Origin of the sequence: Enterobacillus tribolii (assembly GCF_003363015.1) — a bacterium.
Lineage (GTDB): Bacteria > Pseudomonadota > Gammaproteobacteria > Enterobacterales > Enterobacteriaceae > Enterobacillus > Enterobacillus tribolii.
The window spans coordinates 510,838-533,274 of record NZ_QRAP01000001.1; the positions used below are offsets into that span (position 1 = coordinate 510,838).

The following is a 22,437-nucleotide window of genomic DNA, read 5'->3' on the forward strand; positions in this document are numbered from 1 at the left end:
GAAGCACCGCATTACTCACTCATCAATTTATCAATGGCGTGAATGACGCTTTCCAGATGCGGCCCGGCGAACAGGTTGCACTGGTTAAGCTGATGATAAAGCTGATAAACCGGCTGACGTTCGATGAACGACGCGGGTAGCGGCCAGACGCTCTGGTAGCCGTCGTAGATCTGCGCCGGCAGCAGCGGGTAGAGCGGCAGCATCGCCAGATCGCACTCTCTGTCCCCCCAGTAGCAGGCCGGATCGAAAATCACCGGCCCCTGCGCGCTCAGGCCGATATTGGCCGGCCACAGATCGCCGTGCAGCAGTGACGGCTGGGGCTGATGGCCCTGCAAACGCCGCTCTGCTGCCGCGATGATGTCATCAATATTGCCGAAGGAAATGCCCCGCTCAGCGGCCAGCTGCAGCTGCCAGCCGATGCGCTGCTCGGCGAAAAACTGCGCCCAGCGCCGCCGCCAGCTGTTGGGCTGGGGAGAGGTGGCGAGCAGGTTATCGAAATCCAGGCCGAACTGTGGTTGGTCGCTCCATTGATGCAGGCGGGCGAGTTGCTGACCAAAAATATAGCCGCTGTGTGCGTCAAGCGGGCGTATCGGCAGGTACTCCAGCAACAGGAAACTGTAATCGCGGTCGCTGCCGGCGCCGTAAACTTCAGGCACCCGCACGGTCTGGCTGCGGGCCAGCAACTCCAATTGGTCGGCTTCGGCTTTGAAATCCTGCAGAAATTCAGGTGAGTCGCATTTTACAAAAACATCACGCACGCCGTCGCTGATATGCCAGGCCTGATGAACTTCGCCGCCGGGCAACTCGGTTTTATCGCGTAGCGTAAAGGTTTCGTCAAAATGCTCGCTTAACAGACGACTAACGACTGGCCACATGGTAATCCCCCTTGTGTTGCCTGACTGACTCAGTTATTGACACCGGGCCTGCTCTCCGGCCCACGTGTTGCGCACGAAACTGTCTATCACTCTCAGCATCACTCGGCGAACGGAACCGGCTTCTGCGCCGCTGACGGCGGCAGGTTCATACTGGATGAACCCTGTTCAGAAGGTCCGCGCCGGATGGCAAATTAAACCTGTCGCGACCTATCGCTGTTTATGTGTTGAACGTCGAATGTTCGTTCTAATAATTTACTTGAATATATACATAACAGATGTGCAGGGTATTTGTCTGTGGCATATATTGTCTTTTTGTCTGAAATCACAAATACAAACCTGCTTTCCTGCAAGTAACGCTTTCGTTGCTGAACGCCATTGTCATTCGTTAGTCATATTTATGTCATGGCAGCATAGAAAATGCGCAACAATAATGACAAAGGGAAACGGGAATTAATTCTGTGAACTGAGTCTATATTCTTACCAATTCTGTCCCGTTTATCCATTTTTTCAGCTACACGCGCAATTTCATGCAATTAATTACGGGTGAAAAATCAGCGCTGCGCCCGCAGGCGGGAAAAATAATCATCGCGCAGAATGACTTCAACCTCCGGCTCAAATCCCAGCGCGGTTTTGCCCAGGGCCTTGGTTAACCGTGCAATGTCTGCATGGCTCAGCGAACTGGTGACGGCGTAACTGTCCGGCGCCAGTTGGTGAGGAATGCCGTCCGCGTCGGCAATGGTCGTGGCGAAGCCCTCCAGCATCAATTGATTATTCAGTTTGGTAATATCTGCCAGCGAAGATGGTGGATAATTGAAAATGACAACGTAACTGGCAATACCTGATTGACTCATGGGGCACTCCGGAATAGTTGAGATACCTTCTAAGAATAGCCCAGAAATATGTAAAAAAGGGTGAAATAAGCAACAGAGCGTAAAAATCAACTAGCCAAACCCCTTTTTTATCTGGCAACATCAGTCGATCCGACATGGAGACCAAAAGAAGAGGGTAACGCAACGGTGAAAATAAAAATCGGTTGCATGCTGGCGGTATTGCTTTTGGCCGGATGTGCGAAAGAGCAGCAGCCCCCGCCGCAAACAAAAGTGATAATGAACAGGCCCAGCATGGAGTATTTGAATGCGGGCACGCCGCCGGAAACGGGTTATAACAGCTATATCCGTTCTGCATCCAATAATTACGGGATTGATGAAACATTAATCAAGGCCATTATCCAGGTAGAGTCCGGCGGTAATCCGCGTGCGGTCAGCAAGTCCAACGCCGTTGGCCTGATGCAGCTTAAGGCTTCCACCGCGGGGCGTGACGCCTACCGGCAGAAAGGCCGCTACGGCGAGCCGACTACGGAAGAGCTGAAAGACCCGGCGGTAAATATCGATTTGGGGACGGCTTATCTGAGTATTCTGCGCGATCAACTGGCAGACATTTCGAACCCTCAGACGATGCGCTATGCGGTTATTGTGGCCTACGTTAACGGCGCGGGCGCCATGTTGCGGACGTTCTCGCCCAACAGAAAGGTCGCGATCGACAAAATCAATGCGCTGACGCCGGAACAGTTCTACCAGCACATCCAGCGTAAGCACCCGGCGCCGCAGGCACCCCGCTATTTGTGGAAGGTGAATAACGCTTATCTGGCGATGTTGCAGTAAGCCAGGCGTTGTCCTGACTGTGGTTAGCTCCAACCCGTTTGCTGGTTAACCACAGTCATCTCTTCCCGGACTCCCCGTTGCGCGGGAGCGCATTTTTTCTTCTTTACTCCGTACCTTCCGCCGGAAAACGAATAATCCGGTGGCATACCTGTTCCAGCAGAGCCTGCTGATGGCTGAAAATAATCATGCTCAGCGGCCGTTGCCGTGATTCCAGTAATAATTCTTGCCAGATTGAACGCTGAATACGCGGGTCAAGTTGCGCGGTGACTTCATCGGCGATCAGCACTCGGGTACGGGGATCGAGCGCCCGCAGCAGGGCGATGCGCGCCAGTTCCCCGCCGGAGAGCTGGTGCGGGCGGCGGTTAAGCCATTCCGCCTGCACGGCGAAGCGTTCGAGCTGCGCGTCATCCGGACGCCAGGCGTCGTTCAGGGAACGGTCCGTGGTGCGGTAAGGGTTGAAGGTCAGTTCGGGATGTTGCGGCACCAGCTGCACCGGGCAGTAGCCATTCAGTGGGAGCGCCTTGCCATCCAGCAGAACGTCGCCGCTCAGGGCGGGTTGCCAGCCGGCCAGTACCCGGCCCAGGGTGGTTTTCCCCCAGCCGCTGGGCGCGGCAATGCCGATGCGTTCGCCGGGAAGCAGTTGCAGGCTGAAGTCCCGCCAGAGCTGGCGTTCTCCCTGCGTGATGGTGAGGTGGTTTACCGTCAGCATGACGGGCTGCCTTCCGGCGCGAACAGGGTGTGGTATTCCGGCAGCGCCTGCCAGTGGGCGCGCAGTTGCTCGCTGCCGCCACCCTCGGTCAACTGTCGGCGGGTCAGGTTGTCGCACAGCGTACCCTGATGCAGCGAAAGTATACGGTCGGCGTAACGGGCGGCCAGGGCCAGATCATGCGTCACCCACAGAATGCCGCATCCCCGCTGGCGCAGCAGGCAAAGCTGATCCAACATTTGCGCGGCGGCTTCTTTATCCAGCCAGGCGGTGATTTCGTCGGCCAGAATGTAACGGGCCGGGCTGAGCGTGGCACAACAGGCCAGAACCCGTCGCGCCATGCCGCCGGACAACTGGCGCGGGTAGCGTTTCAGAACGTCCAGCGCCAGTTGATGCCGCTGAAGTTGCTGGCTGAGCACGCCCTGGCCGCCGCTGTTCGTAAGGCGCATGGCGCGGTTAAGGTGTGAATGCACCGTAAGCAGCGGATTCAGGGCATCAACGCCCTGAGGGACGTAGCACAGGGTCGTGCCGCGTAAGCGGCGCAGTTGCTGAGGCGGCAGGGTTTCACCGTCAAGGCAGATATCGCCGCGCCGGCGCAGGTTGTCGGGCAGTAGGTCCAGCGCACTCTGCAACAACAGGCTTTTCCCTTCGCCGCTGGTGCCGACCAGCGCCACCAATTCTCCCGGATTCAGCGAGAAAGACACATCGTGCAGCAGCGGACGCCACTGCTTTTTCCCGTACCAGCGGTAGTGCGCGCGCTCAATGGAGATGTGTTTAAACGACAGCATCAGCCCTCCTTAATCCAGAGTCGTTGCAACATACGGGCGCTTTGGTCAACCAGCAGAACCAGCACCAGCAGCAGCAGGCCGGGGAACAGCGCCAGCCACCACCCGCCGGTGGTCAGATAGCGCAGCGCGTCCGCCAGCAATATTCCCAGCGATGCCTCGTGCGGCGCCAGGCCGAAGCCGAGGAAACTGAGCGCCGCGCTGTGCAGCACGGCGTGAGGAAACATGAGCAGGGTACCCGTCAGCCATTGGGGGAGCAGAGCGGGAAGATAGTGCGTCCGCCAGCGCTGCCAGGCGCCGTTGCCGAAACGCTGGGACAGGATCACATAGTCGCTGGTGCGCACGCGTAACGCTTCGGCGCGCAGGATCAACGTCAGGCGCGGCCAATGGGTAAACGCCACGGCCATGATCACGCCCTGTTTTCCGCCACCGAGGGTGAAACAGATCAGAATCAGCAACAGCAGATGCGGCAACGCCAGCAGGGTATCGATCAGCAGGCGGACCAGGGTGTCGAGCCGCGGATGAAGCAGGGAAACGCCGCTTAATACCAGTGCGATAATGCCGCTGAACAGGGCGGCGCTGATGCCGATTTGCAGGCTGCTGGTCATTCCCTGAAAGCAGCGCTGCCACAGGTCGCGCCCGAGATTATCCGTGCCGAACCAGTGTGCGGCGGAGGGCGCCTGCAGACGGCTGCCCAGGTCCAGCGCGATATCGCTGTGTAACAACGTGACACCGTAACCGGTGAGCAAAATGAGCAACAGCAGGGAAAGCAGAAAGCGCCACAGGGCCGGAGCGGGATTATGCAGCATCAGTCACGCTCCAAAGCCTGGTTCATGCGGCGCAGTAGCACGTTGGCGCAGCCGTTGCCGGTAAATACCAGCAGCGTGCAAAACAGGACGATGCCCATCAGCAGCGGCACATCGCCGCGCAGCCCCGCATCGACGGTCGCCTGGCCCAGTCCGGGATAGGCAAACACTTTTTCCGCCAGCAGCGAACCGCCCAACAGTTCGCCGACGGAGGCGAATTGCAGGCACAACGCCGGCGTCAGCGCATGTTTGAGGACGTGGACCCGAATCAACGACCAGCCTCGCTCTCCCTGCGTCCGGGCGTAGCGGATGAATTCGCTGCCCATCACTTCGGCCGCTTTGGCGCGGGTGTGCAGCGCGATTGTGCCAACGCCCAGCAGGCTGAGCGCCAGAAGGGGCAGCACAATGTGATGGATACGCTCTCCCAGCCCGGCTTCCGCCGCACTGTTGCCCGGCTCCCAGGCGCAGCAGACGGGGAACAGCGGCCAGTGCACCGCAAACAGGGCCAGCAACAGCAGCCCGACCCAAAACGTGGGCAGGGATGAGAGCAGGTAGCTGAGCCGGCAGATTAAACGATCCGGCCAGCGGTTGAGATAGCGCCCGGCGGTCAGGCCGAGCAACAGGCCCAGCGCGCCGGAAAGCAGCCATGCGCCGGCCAGCAGAATAAAGGAGGTGCTGAAACGCTCGCCGATCACCTGTGCGACCGGGGCGTTATACAGCATGGAATAGCCCATATCGCCATGCAGCAACTGACTGAACCAGTGCCAGAAGCGCAGCCACAGGGGCTGATCCAACCCCCAGCGGGCGGCGATCAGCGGATATTGTTCCGGCGGAACGTGGAGTAAATCATTGCCGATGTATGCCCGGATGGGATCTACCGGCGAGAAACTGAGCAGGGTAAAGGTGCCGGCGGCGACCAGAAGCAGTAAAACGCACAGGCGTAACAGGCCGGCACCGGCGCGCCGCATCAGCGACAGGTCCATTTCCAGTCCTGCAGGTTATTCAGCAATGACCAGCTGCCGTGAATTTCCGGCGCGCTTTTGCCCAGATCGACGCACTTGTCGGTCAGATAGGTATGCTGAATATTCAGCAACCAGGCCCAGGCGGCGTCGCCCTGTACGCCAGCGCCGGTCTTCCCGTCCCACTGGACCTGCTGCCAGAACGGCAGCGCCTTTTGCCAGTCCGGCGCATCAAGCGCCTGTTGCAGGTGCGTGTCTACCGTCGTGTTATGGTAGTAGCCGGGGTTGTAATACTCAACGCCTGCGGCCTTGCTGCTGTAATGATGGTACAACTCCATCGGGTCCAGGCTTCCCCAGCCGAACAGCGTGGGGTTGGCGTGCATATGGCGTTCCACGGTTTCCCAACTGCCGGACTGTAGCGTCATGTCGATGCCGATAGGCTTGAGCATGGAACGCACCGCCTGCGCCAAATCGCGCCGCGTGCTGTCGCCGCTGGCGTACCACAGCGTCAGCTGCGCCTTTTTACCGTTTTTGACCCGGATGCCGTCAGGGCCGCTTTTCCATCCGGCGTCTTCCAGAATGTGCTGTGCCTGTTTCACGTCACCGTCTCTGAATGCAGCCTGCGGGTTATCCCACGGCAGCCCCTGCACCGCGCTGTAGGCGGGGACTGCGTGGCCTTCCATCAGGCCGTCCGCCAGTTGCTGCCGGTTGACGGCGTAGTTGATGGCGCGGCGGATGGCGACGTCGGCAGTGATATCATTGCCCACCGGGTTCCCGTTGGCGTCCGGCTTACCGGCCGGCACCATCGGGAACATGATGCCGCGGTTTTCTACGCTGGGGCGAACCCAGAGCTTAAGCTGGCTTTGCGGCGCGATCGCCATTGCCGGCGGGATCCGCACTACGCTGAGCTGACCGCTTTGTGCAGCGGCGTAGGCGCTGTCTTCGTCCAGAAACACAAAAATCAGCCGGGCGAAATCATTTTTCTTTCCGGCGTAATAGGGGTTGGCTTCAACGATTAACTGCTGACCGGGCTGGAAACTGACCAGGCGGTAAGGGCCGGCACCGACGGGGTGCTGCGCATAGTCGCGGGCGTTATATTTAGCGGCGCTGATGATGCCAAGTGACCCGAGTACGTTCACAAACGTACTCTGCGGCGCTTTCAGGGTAATTTCCAGTTGTAACGGGCCGGTGACTTTAGCGGACGAGAAGTTGCCCATGTCGATCTTGCCGCCGCTGCTTGCCGCCTGATTGTAAGTAAAAACAACGTCTTCTGCGCTCAGCGGCGAACCATCGGAAAATTTCAGGCCGGATTTGAGGGTGATATGCCAGCGCTTGCCGTCATTGTCCGGCGTTACGCTTTCCGTCAGCAGGTTTTCCCAACTGAGATCGGCGTTTTGTTTCAGCAGCGGACTGTGCAGCAGCAGGTAACTTCCGTGGCTCCAGCCCAGCAGGGGATCGAAGCCTTCCGTCGGCTCGGCGCCGATGGCCAGTTTCAGGGTATGCGTTGCTTCGCCGGCGAATACCGGCGCCGTCATGGTAAGAGTCAGCGCCAGCGCGCCGGCGATTTTCCTGAAGGGGATCATAGTTAACCTTTTATTATTATGGCCTTGATATTGGCGGAGTTTATACCAGAGCCGGTGCCGGCTAAATATGACCTGAAACAGTTCAGCAGGAAAAAGTATGCACTTTTTTGGTTTTTTGCATACTCATCGACATTTCTGAACGGGGATAGGACATTTCATATTCTGAAACAAAGATGCCAATTCATTAGCATTCTCCGGGTGTTATGTGAACGGGGCAGCGATTAGCCTTACGTTTCCCCGCAACGCAGAGCAACCCATGACCCCGTTGAACGTAATTATCCGTGACCACCCGGCCGAGACTGCTTTATTTATCCGCCGCGCCCTGATTGCGCTGATCCTGGTTATTCTGCTGTTCGGCGTACTGGTGCTTAATCTGTACCACTTGCAGGTGGTCGAGCATCAGGAATACCAAACGCGCTCTGATGCCAATGACATAAAAATGTTGCCCGTAGCGCCCGCCAGAGGGCTTATTTTTGATCGGAACGGGATTCCGCTGGTGGAAAATAAGACCTTCTACCAGATTACGTTGGTGCCGGGCAAAGTGCCCGACCTGGACGCGACGCTGCGCGCACTGACGCCCATTGTGGACTTAACGCCTGATGACATTGCCGCTTTTCGCAATACGCTGAAGGGCGCGCGCCGGTTTGCCGACGTTCCCCTGAAAGAAGGGCTGACGGAGGTGGAGGTTGACCGTTTTGCGGTCAATCAGTTCGCGTTTCCCGGCGTCAGCGTCAGCACGTATCAGGAGCGCAGCTACCCTTACGGCGCGGCTTTGGCGCACGTGGTGGGGTACGTTTCCAGGATTAACGACCGCGATGCCAAACAATTGAATGACGCCGGGGAGGCAGAAAACTATACGGCCGACCATGATATCGGCAAGCAGGGGATCGAAAAGTATTATGAGTCCACGCTGCATGGCAAAACCGGTTATCAGGAAGTGGAAGTAGATAGCCACGGCCAGGTAGTGCGCTACCTGAAAGAGACGCCGCCGCAGGCCGGGAAAAACCTGTACCTGACGCTTGATCTTCATTTGCAGCAATACATCATGACGCTGCTGCACGGTCAGCGCGCGGCGGTCGTGGTGATGGATCCGCGCGATGGCGGCGTTCTGGCGATGGTCTCCAGCCCGAGCTACGACCCAAACCCGTTTGTTAACGGTATCTCTTATAAAGCGTATCAGGCGCTGTTGAGCGACCCCAACCTGCCATTGATTAACCGCGTAACGCAGGGCATCTATCCGCCGGCCTCCACGGTAAAACCTTATATGGCGGCTTCCGCGCTGTTTGTCGGCGTGATCACGCCGGCCACGACATTCTTCGGGCGGCCGACCTGGACGCTGCCCGGTACTGAGCGCCATTACCGCGACTGGCTGAAGACAGGACATGGCTTGCTGAACGTGACCAAAGCCATTGAAGAATCGGCAGATACCTTTTTCTATCAGGTGGCCTATGAGATGGGGATTGATCGTATTCATTACTGGCTGAGCCGCTTCGGCTATGGTCAGTCGTCGGGAATTGACCTGTCTGAAGAGGCGAAAGGCGTGTTGCCGGATCGAAGCTGGAAAGAAAGGGTGCACAAAAAAGCCTGGTATCAGGGCGATACGATCTCCGTTGGCATCGGGCAGGGGTATTGGACGGCAACGCCGATACAAATGGTGAAGGCATTAACCACCCTGATTAACAATGGCACGGTTAAAACGCCGCATTTGTTATATTCGGTAAAACAGGGCAAGCAGGTGTTGCCTTATCGCCAGACGGCGCATTTTCAGGTGGCTCCCGCCGCCTCGCCTTTTTGGGGAATCGTGAAAAAAGGCATGTACGGCATGGCAAATTATCCGAACGGGACCGGATATAAATATTTCCATACCGCGCCGTATGAGATCGCCGCGAAGTCAGGCACCTCACAGGTGTTCGGGCTGAAGCACGATCAGGTTTATAACGCCAGGATGATTCCGGTGCGCCTGCGTGATCATATTTTCTATACGGCATTCGCGCCTTATTCAGCGCCGCGCGTCGCCATTGCCGTCATTATGGAAAACGGCGGTGGAGATGGGGTGTCCGCCGCGCCGGTAACGCGGGCGATATTGGATTATATTTTCTCCGGCGAAAAAGGCGGGGATGCGCCGGTATTACCTTCAGCAAATCTGCAACAGGAAAGGGACGCGCATTAACGAATAACCCGCCGCAGCGGGTTAACGTGTTCAGGCCACGCGCATGATCCAGGCGTCACTCTGGCGATCATAATGATTACGGAACAGGGTAAATTCTTTACCGTCCAGCGTGGCGGGGACGCTGGTGTGTTCGTCCCAACCGTCGAGCTGCATGCAGAGATCGGGATTGGATTTACACGGAATGCTCAGCGTATGCGTGCGTAACTGTCGGTCAGGCGTTGCGGACAGCTCGGCATCATCAACCTCAAAGATTCCGATTCTTACAGTGGATTTTCCCATACTGAACCTCGTTTGCCGGATTAACGGGGATGAAATGACAGGTTGGACCAGTTTGTCCATTATTCATCATAGAAGTTGCTGATGAAAACGCCAGCCGGGAAAGGGAAAAACAGAAAACGGCTACTCATAGTAGCTGCGGGCCGGGATCCAGAAATCATCAAAGATGTCATCAATCGGCAGGCAGCCGCCGTCGCGAATTCGCTGAACACGCATTTCGTACAGGCATTGATCTTCGGTGTCGAAACCGTCCAGGTAGAGCTGTTCGCAACCGTTGTTTAAATAACAAATCACCATAACCAGTGCGTACATAAAAATACCCAGGAAAATGGATTCATCGTAATCATAAAGCTTTTTCGCCCGATAGCGAAGGGCCGCCGGCCAGTTTAGGACAATAGCGACATTACGGTACTCTGTCATCCGGCTTTAGGCGTATTGTGCGCCTGACGCTTGTTGAGACACCACGCTATAAATAACGATGTGTTGTCGTTATCCGGATATAAAATTGCCGGAACCGCCGCGCGGCGATAAATACGCGCCGGACGATATGGCATTCAGTCAGTCCAGTAAACCCGCTCAGTGGTGACGATACGCAGCGCAACGCGCAGCCGTGCTTTTTTCTTCTCATCCGGCTCTACGTCAAGCGTGTTGATCAGTGATTGCAGGATATTTTTATTGGAAACCGTTACGCCATGACATAACAGGCTGACCACGATCTCGCCGAGCGTTTGTTCTGCTTCTTTTATCTGCAGATCAATTAAATTTCGTTGGTCACTGCCATCCTGATATCTGACAGTCATTATTTTCTCCCTACAACATCCGTGATTATTCACCACTTAGGAATATACTTAAATTTAAATAAAATTATACATATTTCTGGTGGGAAATTTGCTGGGGTATAGATGCGGAAATAATTATTTACGCATATTAAACCTGCCGCAAAGGCAGGTTTAATATGGCAGCGCTTAACGACAGGAGACGGGTTGGGTCAATATCATGCCGGGAGAACCGGCATAAAAAACGATCAGTGAGGCGTGCTGGTCGCGGGTAAATCCGCGGTGAATGCGGTTTACCATGTCCGGCATCACGCTTCCCTTTCTGAGCGTAATTTTCTCCCCGTTGATGTGGTTTTCGACCGTCAGTTCACCATCGAGGATATACACCGCGCTGGGTACGGGGTGAATGTGCCAGGGCAGCAGACTGTGGGGAGAAAGGGTAATTTTCAGTACCGTGATTTCGGGCTGGCCGGCAGGGTAGCCCGCATAGCGGGTACCGTCCCAGGAGGTAGTGGTTCGCAGCAGAGATGTTACGGCAATGCTTTGATTTATCTGGCGAAAGGGAACTCTGGCTTTGTCAGGGGAAAGCGGGATCAGGCAATGCAATTTGCCCGGCAAAACGGCACTGTTTGAGATAACCATACGGCTGCTCCAGCATGCAAATGAAACGACGATGAACATGTAGGCAATGGTTAGTAAAAAGTAGACGTTGGGCCTGCGGGGAGCAAATGACCGCAAAAGAAATGCGCTCTGCGCGGTTACGCGCCGGGGATAAATGGTGGTAGGATACTCCGGCCCATGACCGGTTCGGTGGCGGATCGGGCGCGGGCGACGGAGCTGCCCGAAGGCGGGCACCCCGCTGTAAATGAACGTTACGAACCACCCTGACAATGTTAGTCAGATGCGAATCGTAACCGAAAATTAATTCTAATTGATTGTTTTCTATATGTGATCTGTCGTGTGGGTCACCACTGTAGATAAGGAATACGACATGCCGGTAATTACTCTTCCTGATGGAAGTCAGCGTCATTTTGCTCATTCAGTTTCTGTTATGGATATCGCCCGCGATATCGGACCGGGGTTGGCCAAGGCATGCATTGCCGGCCGAGTGAACGGGGAGCTGGTTGACGCCTGCGATCCGATCGAAACCGACGCCACCGTCTCAATCATTACTTCCAAGGATCAGGAAGGACTGGAGATTCTCCGTCACTCCTGCGCGCACCTGCTGGGTCATGCCATCAAGCAGCTGTGGCCGGATACCAAAATGGCCATCGGTCCGGTTATCGACAACGGCTTCTATTACGACGTCGATTTGGATCATCCCCTGACCCAGGAAGAAATGGATCAGCTGGAGCAGCGTATGCATGCGCTGGCTGAAAAAGATTACGATGTTATCAAGAAGAAGGTAAGTTGGCAGGAGGCCCGCGACACGTTCGTGGCCCGCGACGAACCCTATAAAGTGGCGATTCTTGATGAAAACATCAGCCGTGACGATCATCCGGCGCTGTATCACCACGAAGAATACGTTGACATGTGCCGCGGCCCGCACGTGCCGAACATGCGCTTCTGCCATCACTTCAAATTACAAAAAACGTCCGGCGCATACTGGCGCGGCGACAGCAACAACAAGATGCTGCAGCGCATTTACGGTACGGCCTGGGCGGACAAAAAGCAGCTCGCCGATCATCTGCGCCGTCTGGAAGAAGCCGCCAAGCGCGATCACCGTAAAATCGGCAAGCAGCTCGACCTGTATCATATGCAGGAAGAAGCGCCGGGCATGGTGTTCTGGCATAACGACGGCTGGACGGTTTTCCGCGAGCTGGAAGCGTTCGTGCGCATGAAGCTCAAAGAGTATCAGTATCAGGAAGTGAAAGGTCCGTTCATGATGGACCGCGTGCTGTGGGAAAAAACCGGTCACTGGGAAAACTACCGTGACGCGATGTTCACCACGTCTTCCGAGAACCGTGAATACTGCATCAAGCCGATGAACTGCCCGGGACACGTGCAGATTTTCAACCAGGGGTTGAAATCATACCGTGACCTGCCGCTGCGCATGGCCGAGTTCGGCAGTTGCCACCGTAACGAGCCGTCAGGTTCGCTGCATGGCCTGATGCGCGTACGTGGCTTTACGCAGGATGACGCTCACATTTTCTGTACCGAAGATCAAATTCGTCAGGAAGTGAACAGTTGTATTAAAATGGTGTACGATCTGTACAGCACCTTCGGCTTTGAGAAAATCGCGGTGAAACTTTCCACGCGTCCGGAAAAACGCATCGGCAGCGATGCTATCTGGGACCGTGCGGAAGAGGATCTGGCCGAAGCGCTGAAGGAAAACGGCATTGAGTTTGACTTCCAGCCGGGCGAGGGCGCCTTCTACGGGCCGAAGATCGAGTTTACCCTGTATGACTGCCTGGATCGCGCCTGGCAGTGCGGGACCGTACAGCTTGATTTCTCGCTGCCGGGCCGCCTGAGCGCGTCCTATGTGGCCGAAAATAACGAACACATGACGCCGGTAATGATTCACCGTGCTATCCTTGGGTCGATGGAGCGCTTTATCGGTATCCTGACCGAGGAGTTCGCCGGGTTCTTCCCAACCTGGCTGGCGCCGGTGCAGGTCGTCATTATGAACATCACCGATGCGCAGGCTGATTATGTGGACGAACTGACCCGTAAGTTACAGGCTGCGGGAATTCGTGCTAAATCAGACTTGAGAAACGAGAAGATTGGCTTTAAAATCCGCGAGCACACTTTACGACGTGTTCCCTACATGTTGGTTTGTGGCGATAAAGAGGTGGAGTCCGGTAAAGTGGCCGTACGCACCCGCCGCGGTAAAGACCTGGGAACGATGGACGTCAGCGACGTGATCGAAAAGCTGCTGCACGAGATTCGCAGCCGTAGTCTTCACCAATTGGAGGAATAAGGTATTAAAGGCGGAAAACGAGTTCAACCGGCGCGAGCCAACCGTATTAACGGAGAGATCCGCGCCCAAGAGGTTCGTCTGACAGGTATTGACGGCGAGCAGATTGGTATTGTCAGTCTGAGAGAAGCTCTTGAAAAGGCTGAGGAAGCAGGCGTCGACTTAGTCGAAATCAGTCCGAATGCCGAACCGCCGGTTTGTCGTATTATGGATTACGGCAAATTCCTCTATGAGAAGAGTAAGGCCACTAAAGAGCAGAAGAAGAAGCAAAAAGTTGTCCAGGTTAAGGAAATTAAATTCCGTCCTGGTACCGATGATGGCGACTATCAGGTAAAACTCCGCAGCCTGATTCGCTTTCTGGAAGATGGCGATAAAGCCAAAATCACGCTGCGTTTTCGCGGTCGTGAAATGGCGCACCAACAGATCGGTATGGAAGTGCTTAACCGCGTGAAAGAAGATCTGAGTGAACTGGCAGTAGTCGAATCCTTCCCATCGAAGATCGAAGGCCGTCAGATGATCATGGTGCTCGCTCCCAAGAAGAAACAGTAAGGCTATCAAGTAATAGCAGCCGCGCCGCCGGTTCTCGCCGGTGGCGTGGTTTTTATTCGCCTCACTGATTCGTTGTAATTAACAATGCGAAGTGGAAGAAAGAAATGCCTAAGATTAAAACTGTGCGTGGCGCGGCCAAGCGCTTCAAAAAGACCGCCGGTGGCGGCTTTAAGCGTAAACATGCGAACCTGCGTCATATTCTGACCAAAAAATCTACCAAGCGTAAGCGTCATCTGCGTCCGAAGTCCATGGTTTCCAAAGGAGATCTGGGCCTGGTCGTAGCGTGCCTGCCGTACGCATAAGTAACCTTTTTTGAATCAAGAATAAGACTTTAGGAGAGAGCATATGGCTCGCGTAAAACGTGGTGTGATTGCACGTGCACGTCACAAGAAAATTTTGAAGCAGGCGAAAGGTTACTACGGTGCCCGTTCGCGCGTATATCGTGTTGCCTTCCAGGCAGTGATCAAAGCAGGACAGTATGCTTACCGTGACCGTCGTCAGCGTAAGCGTCAGTTCCGTCAGCTGTGGATCGCACGTATCAACGCTGCTGCCCGTCAGAACGGTATCTCTTACAGCCGTTTCATTAATGGCCTGAAAAAAGCCTCTATTGAAATCGACCGTAAGATTCTGGCTGACATCGCGGTATTCGACAAAGTTGCGTTCAGCGCACTGGTCGAAAAAGCGAAATCTGCTCTGGCGTAAGTCAGATAAAAGAGGGAGCCTGGCTCCCTCTTTTGCTATGAGCAACAGGGAAATCATTGATTTTATATTGACTTTCCCCGCGCTAAGCTTTTCAATAGGTCTCTGCCGTTTCACTTAGTCAAGGTAACGCAAGCATGAACGCTGCTATTTTCCGTTTCTTTTTTTACTTTAGCGCCTGATATCAGGGGGGCTTTGCGCGTAAGAGAAGAAACGGAAAGTAGCGCTGAAAGCCTCCCTCGTGGAGGCTTTTTTTTTCGTATCACGGGCCGCTGCGGCCGGCGTTACGCAGGAAATGGTTCACGCATTACACTAATGCTGAACGGTGATTACTCCATTTGATAACTACACTACCGGGCCAGACAGGCTGGAATAAGAGGAAAGCAATGCCACATCTCGCAGAGTTGGTTGCCCAGGCAAAGGCAGCCGTAGAGAATGCCCAGGACATTGCCGCGCTGGATAATGTGCGCGTCGAGTACCTGGGTAAAAAAGGCCACTTGACGATGCAGATGACGTCACTGCGTGACTTGCCCGCAGAGGAGCGTCCCGCTGCGGGTGCCGTGATTAACCAGGCCAAGCAGGAGGTTCAGGACATCCTGAACGCCCGTAAGAACGATCTGGAAAGCGCGGTGCTTAACGCGCGTCTGGCGCAGGAGACTATCGATGTCTCCCTGCCGGGACGCCGCATGGAGAACGGCGGCCTGCATCCGGTGACCCGTACCATCGAACGTATTGAAACCTTCTTCGGCGAGCTGGGCTTCGCGGTGGAAACCGGTCCGGAAATTGAAGATGACTACCATAACTTCGATGCCCTGAACATTCCTGCCCATCACCCGGCACGCGCCGATCACGATACTTTCTGGTTCGATGCTACCCGTCTGCTGCGTACCCAAACCTCCGGCGTTCAGATCCGTACTATGAAAGGGCAGCAGCCGCCCATCCGTATCATTGCACCGGGCCGCGTTTACCGTAACGACTACGATCAGACCCACACCCCGATGTTCCATCAGATGGAAGGGCTGATTGTGGATAAAGACATCAGCTTCACCAACCTGAAGGGCACCCTGCACGATTTCCTGCGCAACTTCTTTGAAGAAGACCTGCAGATCCGTTTCCGTCCGTCCTATTTCCCGTTTACCGAACCTTCTGCGGAAGTGGACGTCATGGGCAAGAACGGCAAGTGGCTGGAAGTGCTGGGCTGCGGCATGGTGCATCCGAACGTGCTGCGTAACGTTGGCATCGATCCGGAAGTTTACTCCGGCTTTGCTTTCGGTATGGGTATGGAGCGTTTAACCATGCTGCGTTACGGCGTCACCGATTTACGCGCATTTTTCGAAAATGATTTACGGTTCCTCAAACAGTTCAAGTAAGGCGGGATTAACACATGAAATTCAGTGAACTCTGGTTGCGTGAGTGGGTTAACCCTGCCATCAGCAGCGACGCTCTGTCAGAGCAAATTACCATGGCCGGCCTGGAAGTGGACGGCGTGGAGCCGGTCGCCGGCGCGTTCCACGGCGTGGTCGTGGGGGAAGTGGTTGAATGCGGGCAGCATCCCAATGCGGATAAGCTGCGCGTCACCAAGGTCAACGTTGGCGGCGAAGCGCTGTTGGACATCGTGTGCGGCGCGCCCAACTGCCGTAAAGGGCTGAAAGTGGCCTGCGCCACCGTTGGCGCGGTGCTGCCGGGCGATTTTAAAATCAAGGCGGCGAAGCTGCGCGGCGAGCCTTCGGAAGGCATGCTGTGCTCTTTCTCCGAGCTGGGTATTTCCGACGATCACAGCGGCATTATCGAACTGCCGGCGGATGCGCCGATCGGCACTGATGTGCGCGAATATCTGAAGCTTGACGACAACACGATTGAAATCAGCGTAACGCCGAACCGTGCAGATTGCCTGGGTATCCGCGGGATCGCGCGCGACGTTTCCGTGCTGAACAGTTTGCCGCTCAACGCACCGGTGATGGATGACGTTCCGGCGACCATCAGCGACACGCTGCCGATCCGTGTGGAAGCGCCGCAGGCGTGCCCGCGTTATCTGGGGCGCGTAGTGAAAGGCATCAATGTTAAGGCGCCGACGCCGCTGTGGATGAAAGAGAAACTGCGCCGTTGCGGTATCCGTTCTATCGACGCGGTGGTTGATGTGACTAACTACGTGTTGCTGGAGCTGGGGCAGCCGATGCACGCCTTCGACCTCGATCGTCTTGAAGGCGGCATCGTGGTGCGCATGGCGAAAGAGGGCGAAAAGCTGACGCTGCTGGACGGCAACGAAGCCACGCTGAAGTCCGATACCTTAGTGATTGCCGATCATCAAAAAGCGCTGGCTATGGGCGGCATTTTCGGCGGCGAGCACTCCGGCGTAAACGGCGAGACGCAAAACGTGCTGCTGGAAAGCGCCTTCTTCAACCCGCTGGCTATCGTAGGGCGTGCCCGTCGTCATGGTCTGCATACCGATGCTTCCCATCGCTATGAGCGCGGCGTCGATCCGGCTCTGCAACGTCAGGCCATCGAGCGCGCCACCCGCCTGCTGCTGGACATCTGCGGCGGTGAGGCTGGCCCGGTGATTGATGCTACCCATGAGGCCGAGTTGCCGAAGCGCGCCACCATCACCCTGCATCGTGAAAAGCTCGATCGCCTGATCGGCCACCATATCGGTGATGCACAGGTTACCGATATCCTGACCCGCCTGGGTTGCCAGACCACGTTCAGCAACGGCGTTTGGACCGCACTGGCGCCGGGCTGGCGTTTCGACATGGAGATTGAGGAAGACCTGGTGGAAGAAGTAGCCCGCATCTACGGCTACAACAATATTCCCGACGTGCCGGTTAAGGCCGATCTCATCATGACCTCACACCGTGAAGCGAACCTGTCGCTCAAGCGGGTGAAAACGCTGCTGGTTGACCGCGGTTATCAGGAAGCCATCACCTACAGCTTCGTCGATCCCAAGGTTCAGTCTTTGCTGCATCCGGCGGAAGCGGCGCTGATACTGCCCAGCCCGATTTCGGTGGAAATGTCGGCCATGCGCCTGTCGCTGTGGAGCGGCCTGCTGTCGGCGGTGGTCTACAACCAAAACCGTCAGCAATCGCGCGTGCGCCTGTTCGAAAGCGGGTTACGATTTGTCCCTGATGAATCAGCCGATCTGGGTATCCGTCAGGATCTCATGCTGGCCGGCGTGCTGGCCGGTAACCGCTACGAAGAACATTGGGATCTGGCGCGTCAGGGCGTGGATTTCTTCGATATGAAGGGCGATCTGGAAGCGATTATCGAGCTGACCGGCCGCGTCGCAGATATCGAATTCCGTGCGGAAGCTAACCCGGCGCTGCATCCCGGACAGAGTGCTGGGATTTATCTGAAAGATAAACGCATTGGTTTTATTGGTGTTATTCATCCTGAACTGGAGCGTAAGCTGGATCTGAACGGCCGTACCGTGGTGTTTGAAGTCGAGTGGCAGGCGTTGGCAAAACGTGCCGTGCCGCAGGCGCGCGAGGTTTCACGCTTCCCGGCAAACCGCCGCGACATTGCGGTTGTGGTGGCTGAAAACGTGCCGGCAGAAGATATTTTGGCCGAGTGCAGGAAAGTTGGCGTAAATCAGATAGTTGGCGTAAACTTATTTGACGTGTATCGTGGGAAGGGTGTAGCGGAGGGTTGTAAGAGCCTCGCTATCAGTCTGGTGCTGCAAGAAACCACCCGTACACTGGAAGAAGAGGAGATTGCCGCTACCGTCGCCAAATGTGTAGAGGCATTAAAACAGCGATTCCAAGCATCCTTGAGGGATTGAACCTATGGCGCTTACAAAAGCTGAAATGTCTGAACATCTGTTTGAAAAGCTTGGGCTTAGCAAACGTGATGCCAAAGACCTCGTCGAGATCTTCTTTGAAGAAGTTCGGCGTGCGTTAGAAAATGGTGAACAAGTTAAGCTTTCCGGTTTCGGGAATTTTGACCTGCGGGATAAAAACCAACGTCCGGGTCGTAACCCGAAAACAGGGGAAGACATTCCCATTACGGCGCGGAGGGTGGTAACTTTTCGCCCAGGCCAGAAGCTGAAAAGCCGGGTCGAGAACGCGACGCCGAAAGAGTGATCGCTTGAGTAAAAAAGGCTGCCCGCGGGCGGCCTTTTTCTTGTCATTATCCTGCTGTGCCGCGTTTTCCGGGTGCGGCGGAGAGTGCTTATATGGCCTGCGTGGGTGAGCCGGAAGAACGTATCCGGTTATCATACGGCGTAGTCAGGTCAGAGGTTGTAAGGTCAGAAAATGAAAGTCAACGATCGGGTGAGCGTTAAAACCGATGGCGGCCCGCGCCGCATCGGGCGGGTTCTCGAAGTAGAGGTGTTCAGCGAAGGCGTTATGTATTTGGTTGCGCTGGATGACTACCCCAATGGCGTCTGGTTTTTCAATGAAGCGGATAGCAAAGACGGAACCTTCATCGAACCGCTGGATTCCGGTGCGGATGCGGGCTGAAAAAAACGTGCCGGCGGCGCAGTCGCCGGTCAATTTCAGCGCGCTGGAACAACGGCAACGCCGTCATGACCGGCATCGCCTGGCGTGGCTGGCGCTGTTTTTACTTCTGGCGCTGGGCGTGGCGTTGTGTGCCGGGGAGCGCTGGCTGTGGCCCGCGTATTGGGGCAGCGACGAAGCGCAGTTGTTTATCTGGCAGCTGCGTTTACCGCGCGCGCTGGCCGTGATGTCGGCCGGTGCCGCGCTGGCGGTGGCCGGAGTGGTGATGCAGGCGCAGTTTGATAATCCGCTGGCTGAACCGGGGTTGCTTGGTGTGTCCAACGGCGCTGGCGTGGCGCTGGTGCTGGCGGTGCTGGCCGGGCACGGTTTGTTACCCGTTTGGGTGCTGAGCGGCTGCGCGATTCTGGGGGCGCTGGCGGTGACCTGCCTGCTGCTGGCGCTCAGCCGCCGTTATTTATTAAACAATGCCCGGCTGTTGCTGATTGGCGTTGCGTTGGGTATCGCCTGCGGCGCGGTGATGACGTGGGCGGTCTATTTCAGCAGCAGCCTGGATTTGCGTCAGCTGATGTATTGGCTGATGGGCGGATTCAGCGGTGTGGACTGGCGTCAGAAGTGGCTGATCCTGGCGCTGTGGCCGGTGTTGTTGTGGCTGGTTATGCAGGGAAAACGCCTTAACTTGCTGGCGCTGGGGGAAATTCCGGCGCGTCAGTTGGGGCTGCCTCTGGTGCTGTGGCGTAATTTGCTGGTGGCCGCAGTGGGCTGGCTGGCCGGCGTCAGCGTGGCGCTGGCGGGCGTTATCGGCTTCGTGGGGCTGGTGATCCCGCATATGCTGCGCCTGGCGGGATTTACCGATCACCGCACGTTGTTACCGGCCAGCGCATTGGCCGGGGCTGGGATTTTACTGCTGGCGGACGTTTTGGCGCGCGTGACGCTGGCTTCCGCCGAACTGCCCATCGGCGTGGTGACCTCCTCGCTGGGGGCACCGTTGTTTATCTGGATGCTGCTGCGTCAGAAAATGAGGGGCGGGTAGATGACGTTGCCGGTACTGAAGGTATGCGGATTGTCCGTCGGCGGGCGGCTGACGTCGTTTTGCGCCGAGGTTCCGGCCGGGCAGTTGATTCATGTTATTGGCCCCAACGGCGCCGGGAAAAGCACGTTGTTGTCCTGCCTGGCGGGTATTATGGCCGGCGAGGGGGAAATCACGCTGGAAGGGCGCCCGCTGACGGCGTTTACCGCCGGCGCGCTGGCGCAACGACGGGCGTATTTGCCGCAGCAGGTGATGCCGGGCGCGTTAATGCCGGTGTTTCAGTACCTTTCCCTGCATCAGCCGCCGGCGGCATTGCCGGAAGCGTTGGACGACGCGATAGGGTTTCTGTGTCATGCGCTGATGCTGGAGGATAAGCTGCGGCGTCCGCTGTCTCAGCTCTCGGGCGGCGAATGGCAACGGGTACGCATCGCCGCGGTTTGTCTTCAGATCTGGCCGGCGCTGAACGCGCGCGCGCGGTTGCTGTTGCTGGATGAGCCGATGGCCAGCCTGGACATCGCGCAACAGGCGGCGGTGGATGGCCTGATTGAATATCTGGTGGGCAGCGGGATTAGCGTGATCGCCAGCGCGCACGATATCAACCATACGTTGCATCATGCCCGGCGGGTATGGATGCTGAAAAACGGGGTACTGATGGCTCAGGGAGCCACTGAAAATATTATGGTGCCGGATAACTTATCGCGATTATTTAATATGTCATTTACGCAGGTAGAAAATGGCGATAAACGCTGGTTATTATATGGATAAAGTAATTCACCGCGAAAATTCAATAACCCTGCTTTGAATAGCAAGCGAATTCCTGAACAATTTCACTTTCGTTTATTATTCATTTAAGTGTTGAATGAGTGTGGCGTTATAAAGTTAACGTTATGAATTTAGAGTGCTAATCTGGTTTTTCCTTATCGTTTATCCGTTATTTATCTTAAGGTTAAATTAAGCTTCCATCATTAAGCTGCCGCGTATAAATTATTCTGAGACAGTCAGCATCGGCCCGGAATTACGCGGCCACCTGTGATGTATCATTTGACCGAGATTACCGAATGGATGATTTCCTCCCTTTCTCACGCCCTGCAATTGGTGAAGAAGAAATTGCGGCCGTGGGCGACGTATTACGTTCCGGTTGGATAACGACCGGCCCTCAGAATCAGCGACTTGAAGAGACATTCTGCCAAACCTTCGGCTGCCGTCACGCCATTACGGTCAGTTCGGCCACCGGTGGTATGCACGTCACGTTGATGGCGCTGGGCATCGGACCGGGCGATGAGGTGATTACGCCGTCGCAGACCTGGGTGTCTACGCTCAATATGATTACCCTGCTGGGGGCGGAACCGGTGATGGTGGACGTCGAGCGCGATACCCTGATGGTGATTCCGGAGCAGGTCGAAGCGGCGATTACGCCGCGCACCAAAGCCATTATTCCGGTGCATTACGCCGGTGCGCCGGCAGATCTCAGCGCGCTGCGCGCCATTGCCGCAAAATACGGCATCGCGCTGATCGAAGACTCCGCGCATGCGGTCGGCACCCGCTACGGCGACGAGTGGATCGGCGAACGCGGCACCTCTGTTTTTTCCTTCCATGCGATTAAGAACATGACCTGCGCCGAAGGCGGCCTGATCGCCACCGACGACGATGCGCTTGCCGCCCGCGTGCGCAGCCTGAAGTTTCACGGCCTTGGCGTTGACGCTTTCGATCGCCAGATCCAGGGGCGCAAACCGCAGGCCGAGGTGGTGACGCCAGGCTTTAAATACAATCTGGCGGATATCAACGCCGCCATCGCCCTGGTGCAACTGGCGAAGCTGCCGCAGATCAACGCGCGCCGTCGGGAGCTGGTCGCCCGCTACCAAGCGGCGCTGGCGGGCGCTCCGCTGCTGCCGCTCAGCGTACCTGACTATACTCACCTTCATGCCTGGCACCTGTTTATGGTGCGGGTTGATGAAACGCGTTGCGGCATGAACCGCGATACGCTGATGGAGCGCCTGAAAGAGCGGGGGATCGGCACGGGTCTGCATTTCCGCGCGGCGCATACGCAAAAATATTACCGCGAACGTTATCCCCGGCTCAGCCTGCCGAACACGGAATGGAACTCCGCCCGGCTGATGACGCTGCCGCTTTTCCCCGATATGAAGGACAGTGATGTTGATCGGGTGGTTGAAGCCTTGTCCGACATTCTGGAGTTTTAAGC

At 56.3% G+C, this 22,437-nt stretch carries 25 protein-coding genes and 1 other annotated feature; of the genes, 14 read left to right on the plus strand and 11 right to left on the minus strand.

The annotated features are described in order from the left end of the window. Window positions 1-11: 11 nt before the first annotated feature. On the minus strand, window positions 12-875 hold the full coding sequence (locus tag C8D90_RS02195; protein WP_115456772.1) for a fructosamine kinase family protein: 864 nt from the start codon (window positions 873-875) through the stop codon (window positions 12-14). Window positions 876-1,426: 551 nt separating this feature from the next. Then, the gene (ghoS, locus tag C8D90_RS02200; RefSeq protein ID WP_115456773.1) at window positions 1,427-1,726 is read right to left on the minus strand and encodes a type V toxin-antitoxin system endoribonuclease antitoxin GhoS; all 300 of its coding nucleotides are present in this window, start codon (window positions 1,724-1,726) and stop codon (window positions 1,427-1,429) included. Between the two features lie 165 nt (window positions 1,727-1,891). Between ghoS and C8D90_RS02205 the strand changes: the two genes are divergently transcribed. Beyond that, a complete protein-coding gene (locus C8D90_RS02205) occupies window positions 1,892-2,536 on the plus strand; it encodes a transglycosylase SLT domain-containing protein (protein ID WP_162844345.1) in 645 nt (214 codons plus the stop codon). Between the two features lie 103 nt (window positions 2,537-2,639). Here C8D90_RS02205 and C8D90_RS02210 read toward each other — a convergent pair whose 3' ends face one another. From C8D90_RS02210 to C8D90_RS02230, 5 genes are read right to left on the minus strand one after another with little or no spacing between them, the layout of a single operon-like run. Further along, the gene (locus C8D90_RS02210) at window positions 2,640-3,245 is read right to left on the minus strand and encodes an ATP-binding cassette domain-containing protein (RefSeq protein WP_115456775.1); all 606 of its coding nucleotides are present in this window, start codon (window positions 3,243-3,245) and stop codon (window positions 2,640-2,642) included. Then, window positions 3,239-4,030, minus strand: coding sequence for an ATP-binding cassette domain-containing protein (locus tag C8D90_RS02215; protein ID WP_115456776.1), 792 nt, complete (start codon window positions 4,028-4,030; stop codon window positions 3,239-3,241). Before C8D90_RS02215 ends, C8D90_RS02210 begins: the two co-directional genes overlap by 7 nt. Continuing rightward, window positions 4,030-4,836 carry an ABC transporter permease gene (locus tag C8D90_RS02220; protein ID WP_115456777.1) on the minus strand — a complete coding sequence of 269 codons (807 nt, stop codon included), beginning with the start codon at window positions 4,834-4,836 and terminating at the stop codon, window positions 4,030-4,032. Before C8D90_RS02220 ends, C8D90_RS02215 begins: the two co-directional genes overlap by 1 nt. Next, window positions 4,836-5,816 carry an ABC transporter permease gene (locus C8D90_RS02225; protein ID WP_115456778.1) on the minus strand — a complete coding sequence of 327 codons (981 nt, stop codon included), beginning with the start codon at window positions 5,814-5,816 and terminating at the stop codon, window positions 4,836-4,838. Before C8D90_RS02225 ends, C8D90_RS02220 begins: the two co-directional genes overlap by 1 nt. Further along, window positions 5,801-7,375, minus strand: a complete 1,575-nt coding sequence (locus C8D90_RS02230; protein WP_115456779.1) for an ABC transporter substrate-binding protein — start codon at window positions 7,373-7,375, stop codon at window positions 5,801-5,803. The genes C8D90_RS02225 and C8D90_RS02230 overlap by 16 nt, the downstream gene beginning before the upstream one ends. A gap of 256 nt (window positions 7,376-7,631) precedes the next feature. On the opposite strand from C8D90_RS02230, the gene mrdA reads away from it, so the two are divergent. Further along, entirely contained in the window at window positions 7,632-9,545 is a 1,914-nt protein-coding gene (gene mrdA / locus C8D90_RS02240; RefSeq protein WP_115456781.1) for a penicillin-binding protein 2, read from the plus strand. Window positions 9,546-9,575: 30 nt separating this feature from the next. Here the strand turns inward: mrdA and C8D90_RS02245 are convergent, their stop codons facing one another. The 4 genes from C8D90_RS02245 to C8D90_RS02260 form a co-directional block, all read right to left on the minus strand. After that, window positions 9,576-9,824, minus strand: a complete 249-nt coding sequence (locus C8D90_RS02245) for a DUF1480 family protein (RefSeq protein ID WP_115456782.1) — start codon at window positions 9,822-9,824, stop codon at window positions 9,576-9,578. Window positions 9,825-9,944: 120 nt separating this feature from the next. Beyond that, a complete protein-coding gene (locus tag C8D90_RS02250) occupies window positions 9,945-10,133 on the minus strand; it encodes a DUF1482 family protein (protein WP_115457234.1) in 189 nt (62 codons plus the stop codon). 242 nt (window positions 10,134-10,375) lie between these two features. After that, window positions 10,376-10,621 carry a biofilm development regulator YmgB/AriR family protein gene (locus C8D90_RS02255; protein ID WP_115456783.1) on the minus strand — a complete coding sequence of 82 codons (246 nt, stop codon included), beginning with the start codon at window positions 10,619-10,621 and terminating at the stop codon, window positions 10,376-10,378. Window positions 10,622-10,786: 165 nt separating this feature from the next. Further along, entirely contained in the window at window positions 10,787-11,239 is a 453-nt protein-coding gene (locus tag C8D90_RS02260) for a cupin domain-containing protein (RefSeq protein WP_230472930.1), read from the minus strand. 349 nt (window positions 11,240-11,588) lie between these two features. Here C8D90_RS02260 and thrS point away from each other — a divergent pair, with 349 nt between their 5' ends. The 12 genes from thrS (at window position 11,589) to arnB (ending at window position 22,435) form a co-directional block, all read left to right on the plus strand. Beyond that, window positions 11,589-13,517, plus strand: a complete 1,929-nt coding sequence (gene thrS / locus C8D90_RS02265) for a threonine--tRNA ligase (RefSeq protein WP_115456784.1) — start codon at window positions 11,589-11,591, stop codon at window positions 13,515-13,517. A gap of 3 nt (window positions 13,518-13,520) precedes the next feature. Beyond that, window positions 13,521-14,063, plus strand: coding sequence for a translation initiation factor IF-3 (infC, locus tag C8D90_RS02270; RefSeq protein WP_115456785.1), 543 nt, complete (start codon window positions 13,521-13,523; stop codon window positions 14,061-14,063). Window positions 14,064-14,167: 104 nt separating this feature from the next. After that, window positions 14,168-14,365 (plus strand): 50S ribosomal protein L35, encoded by a 198-nt coding sequence (gene rpmI, locus C8D90_RS02275; protein WP_115456786.1) that lies wholly within the window; start codon window positions 14,168-14,170, stop codon window positions 14,363-14,365. 43 nt (window positions 14,366-14,408) lie between these two features. Next, the gene (gene rplT, locus C8D90_RS02280; RefSeq protein WP_038626360.1) at window positions 14,409-14,765 is read left to right on the plus strand and encodes a 50S ribosomal protein L20; all 357 of its coding nucleotides are present in this window, start codon (window positions 14,409-14,411) and stop codon (window positions 14,763-14,765) included. A 129-nt stretch (window positions 14,766-14,894) separates the two neighbouring features. Then, window positions 14,895-15,020 (plus strand) — a sequence feature (Phe leader region). Further along, on the plus strand, window positions 14,900-14,944 hold the full coding sequence (gene pheM, locus C8D90_RS21925; protein ID WP_106120997.1) for a pheST operon leader peptide PheM: 45 nt from the start codon (window positions 14,900-14,902) through the stop codon (window positions 14,942-14,944). It overlaps the preceding feature by 45 nt. 128 nt (window positions 15,021-15,148) lie before the next feature. Next, window positions 15,149-16,132, plus strand: a complete 984-nt coding sequence (pheS, locus tag C8D90_RS02285) for a phenylalanine--tRNA ligase subunit alpha (protein WP_115456787.1) — start codon at window positions 15,149-15,151, stop codon at window positions 16,130-16,132. A gap of 14 nt (window positions 16,133-16,146) precedes the next feature. Continuing rightward, window positions 16,147-18,534 (plus strand): phenylalanine--tRNA ligase subunit beta, encoded by a 2,388-nt coding sequence (gene pheT, locus C8D90_RS02290; RefSeq protein ID WP_115456788.1) that lies wholly within the window; start codon window positions 16,147-16,149, stop codon window positions 18,532-18,534. Window positions 18,535-18,538: 4 nt separating this feature from the next. Beyond that, on the plus strand, window positions 18,539-18,835 hold the full coding sequence (gene ihfA, locus C8D90_RS02295; protein ID WP_004089944.1) for an integration host factor subunit alpha: 297 nt from the start codon (window positions 18,539-18,541) through the stop codon (window positions 18,833-18,835). Window positions 18,836-19,006: 171 nt separating this feature from the next. Then, the gene (dsrB, locus tag C8D90_RS02300; RefSeq protein WP_115456789.1) at window positions 19,007-19,213 is read left to right on the plus strand and encodes a protein DsrB; all 207 of its coding nucleotides are present in this window, start codon (window positions 19,007-19,009) and stop codon (window positions 19,211-19,213) included. Window positions 19,214-19,220: 7 nt separating this feature from the next. Continuing rightward, a complete protein-coding gene (gene btuC, locus C8D90_RS02305) occupies window positions 19,221-20,240 on the plus strand; it encodes a vitamin B12 ABC transporter permease BtuC (RefSeq protein WP_115457236.1) in 1,020 nt (339 codons plus the stop codon). Then, window positions 20,241-21,002: a vitamin B12 ABC transporter ATP-binding protein BtuD gene (btuD, locus tag C8D90_RS02310; protein ID WP_115456790.1), complete on the plus strand. Its 762-nt coding sequence runs from the start codon at window positions 20,241-20,243 to the stop codon at window positions 21,000-21,002. A gap of 293 nt (window positions 21,003-21,295) precedes the next feature. Then, window positions 21,296-22,435: a UDP-4-amino-4-deoxy-L-arabinose aminotransferase gene (arnB, locus tag C8D90_RS02315; RefSeq protein ID WP_115456791.1), complete on the plus strand. Its 1,140-nt coding sequence runs from the start codon at window positions 21,296-21,298 to the stop codon at window positions 22,433-22,435. The last annotated feature ends 2 nt before the right edge of the window (window positions 22,436-22,437 follow it).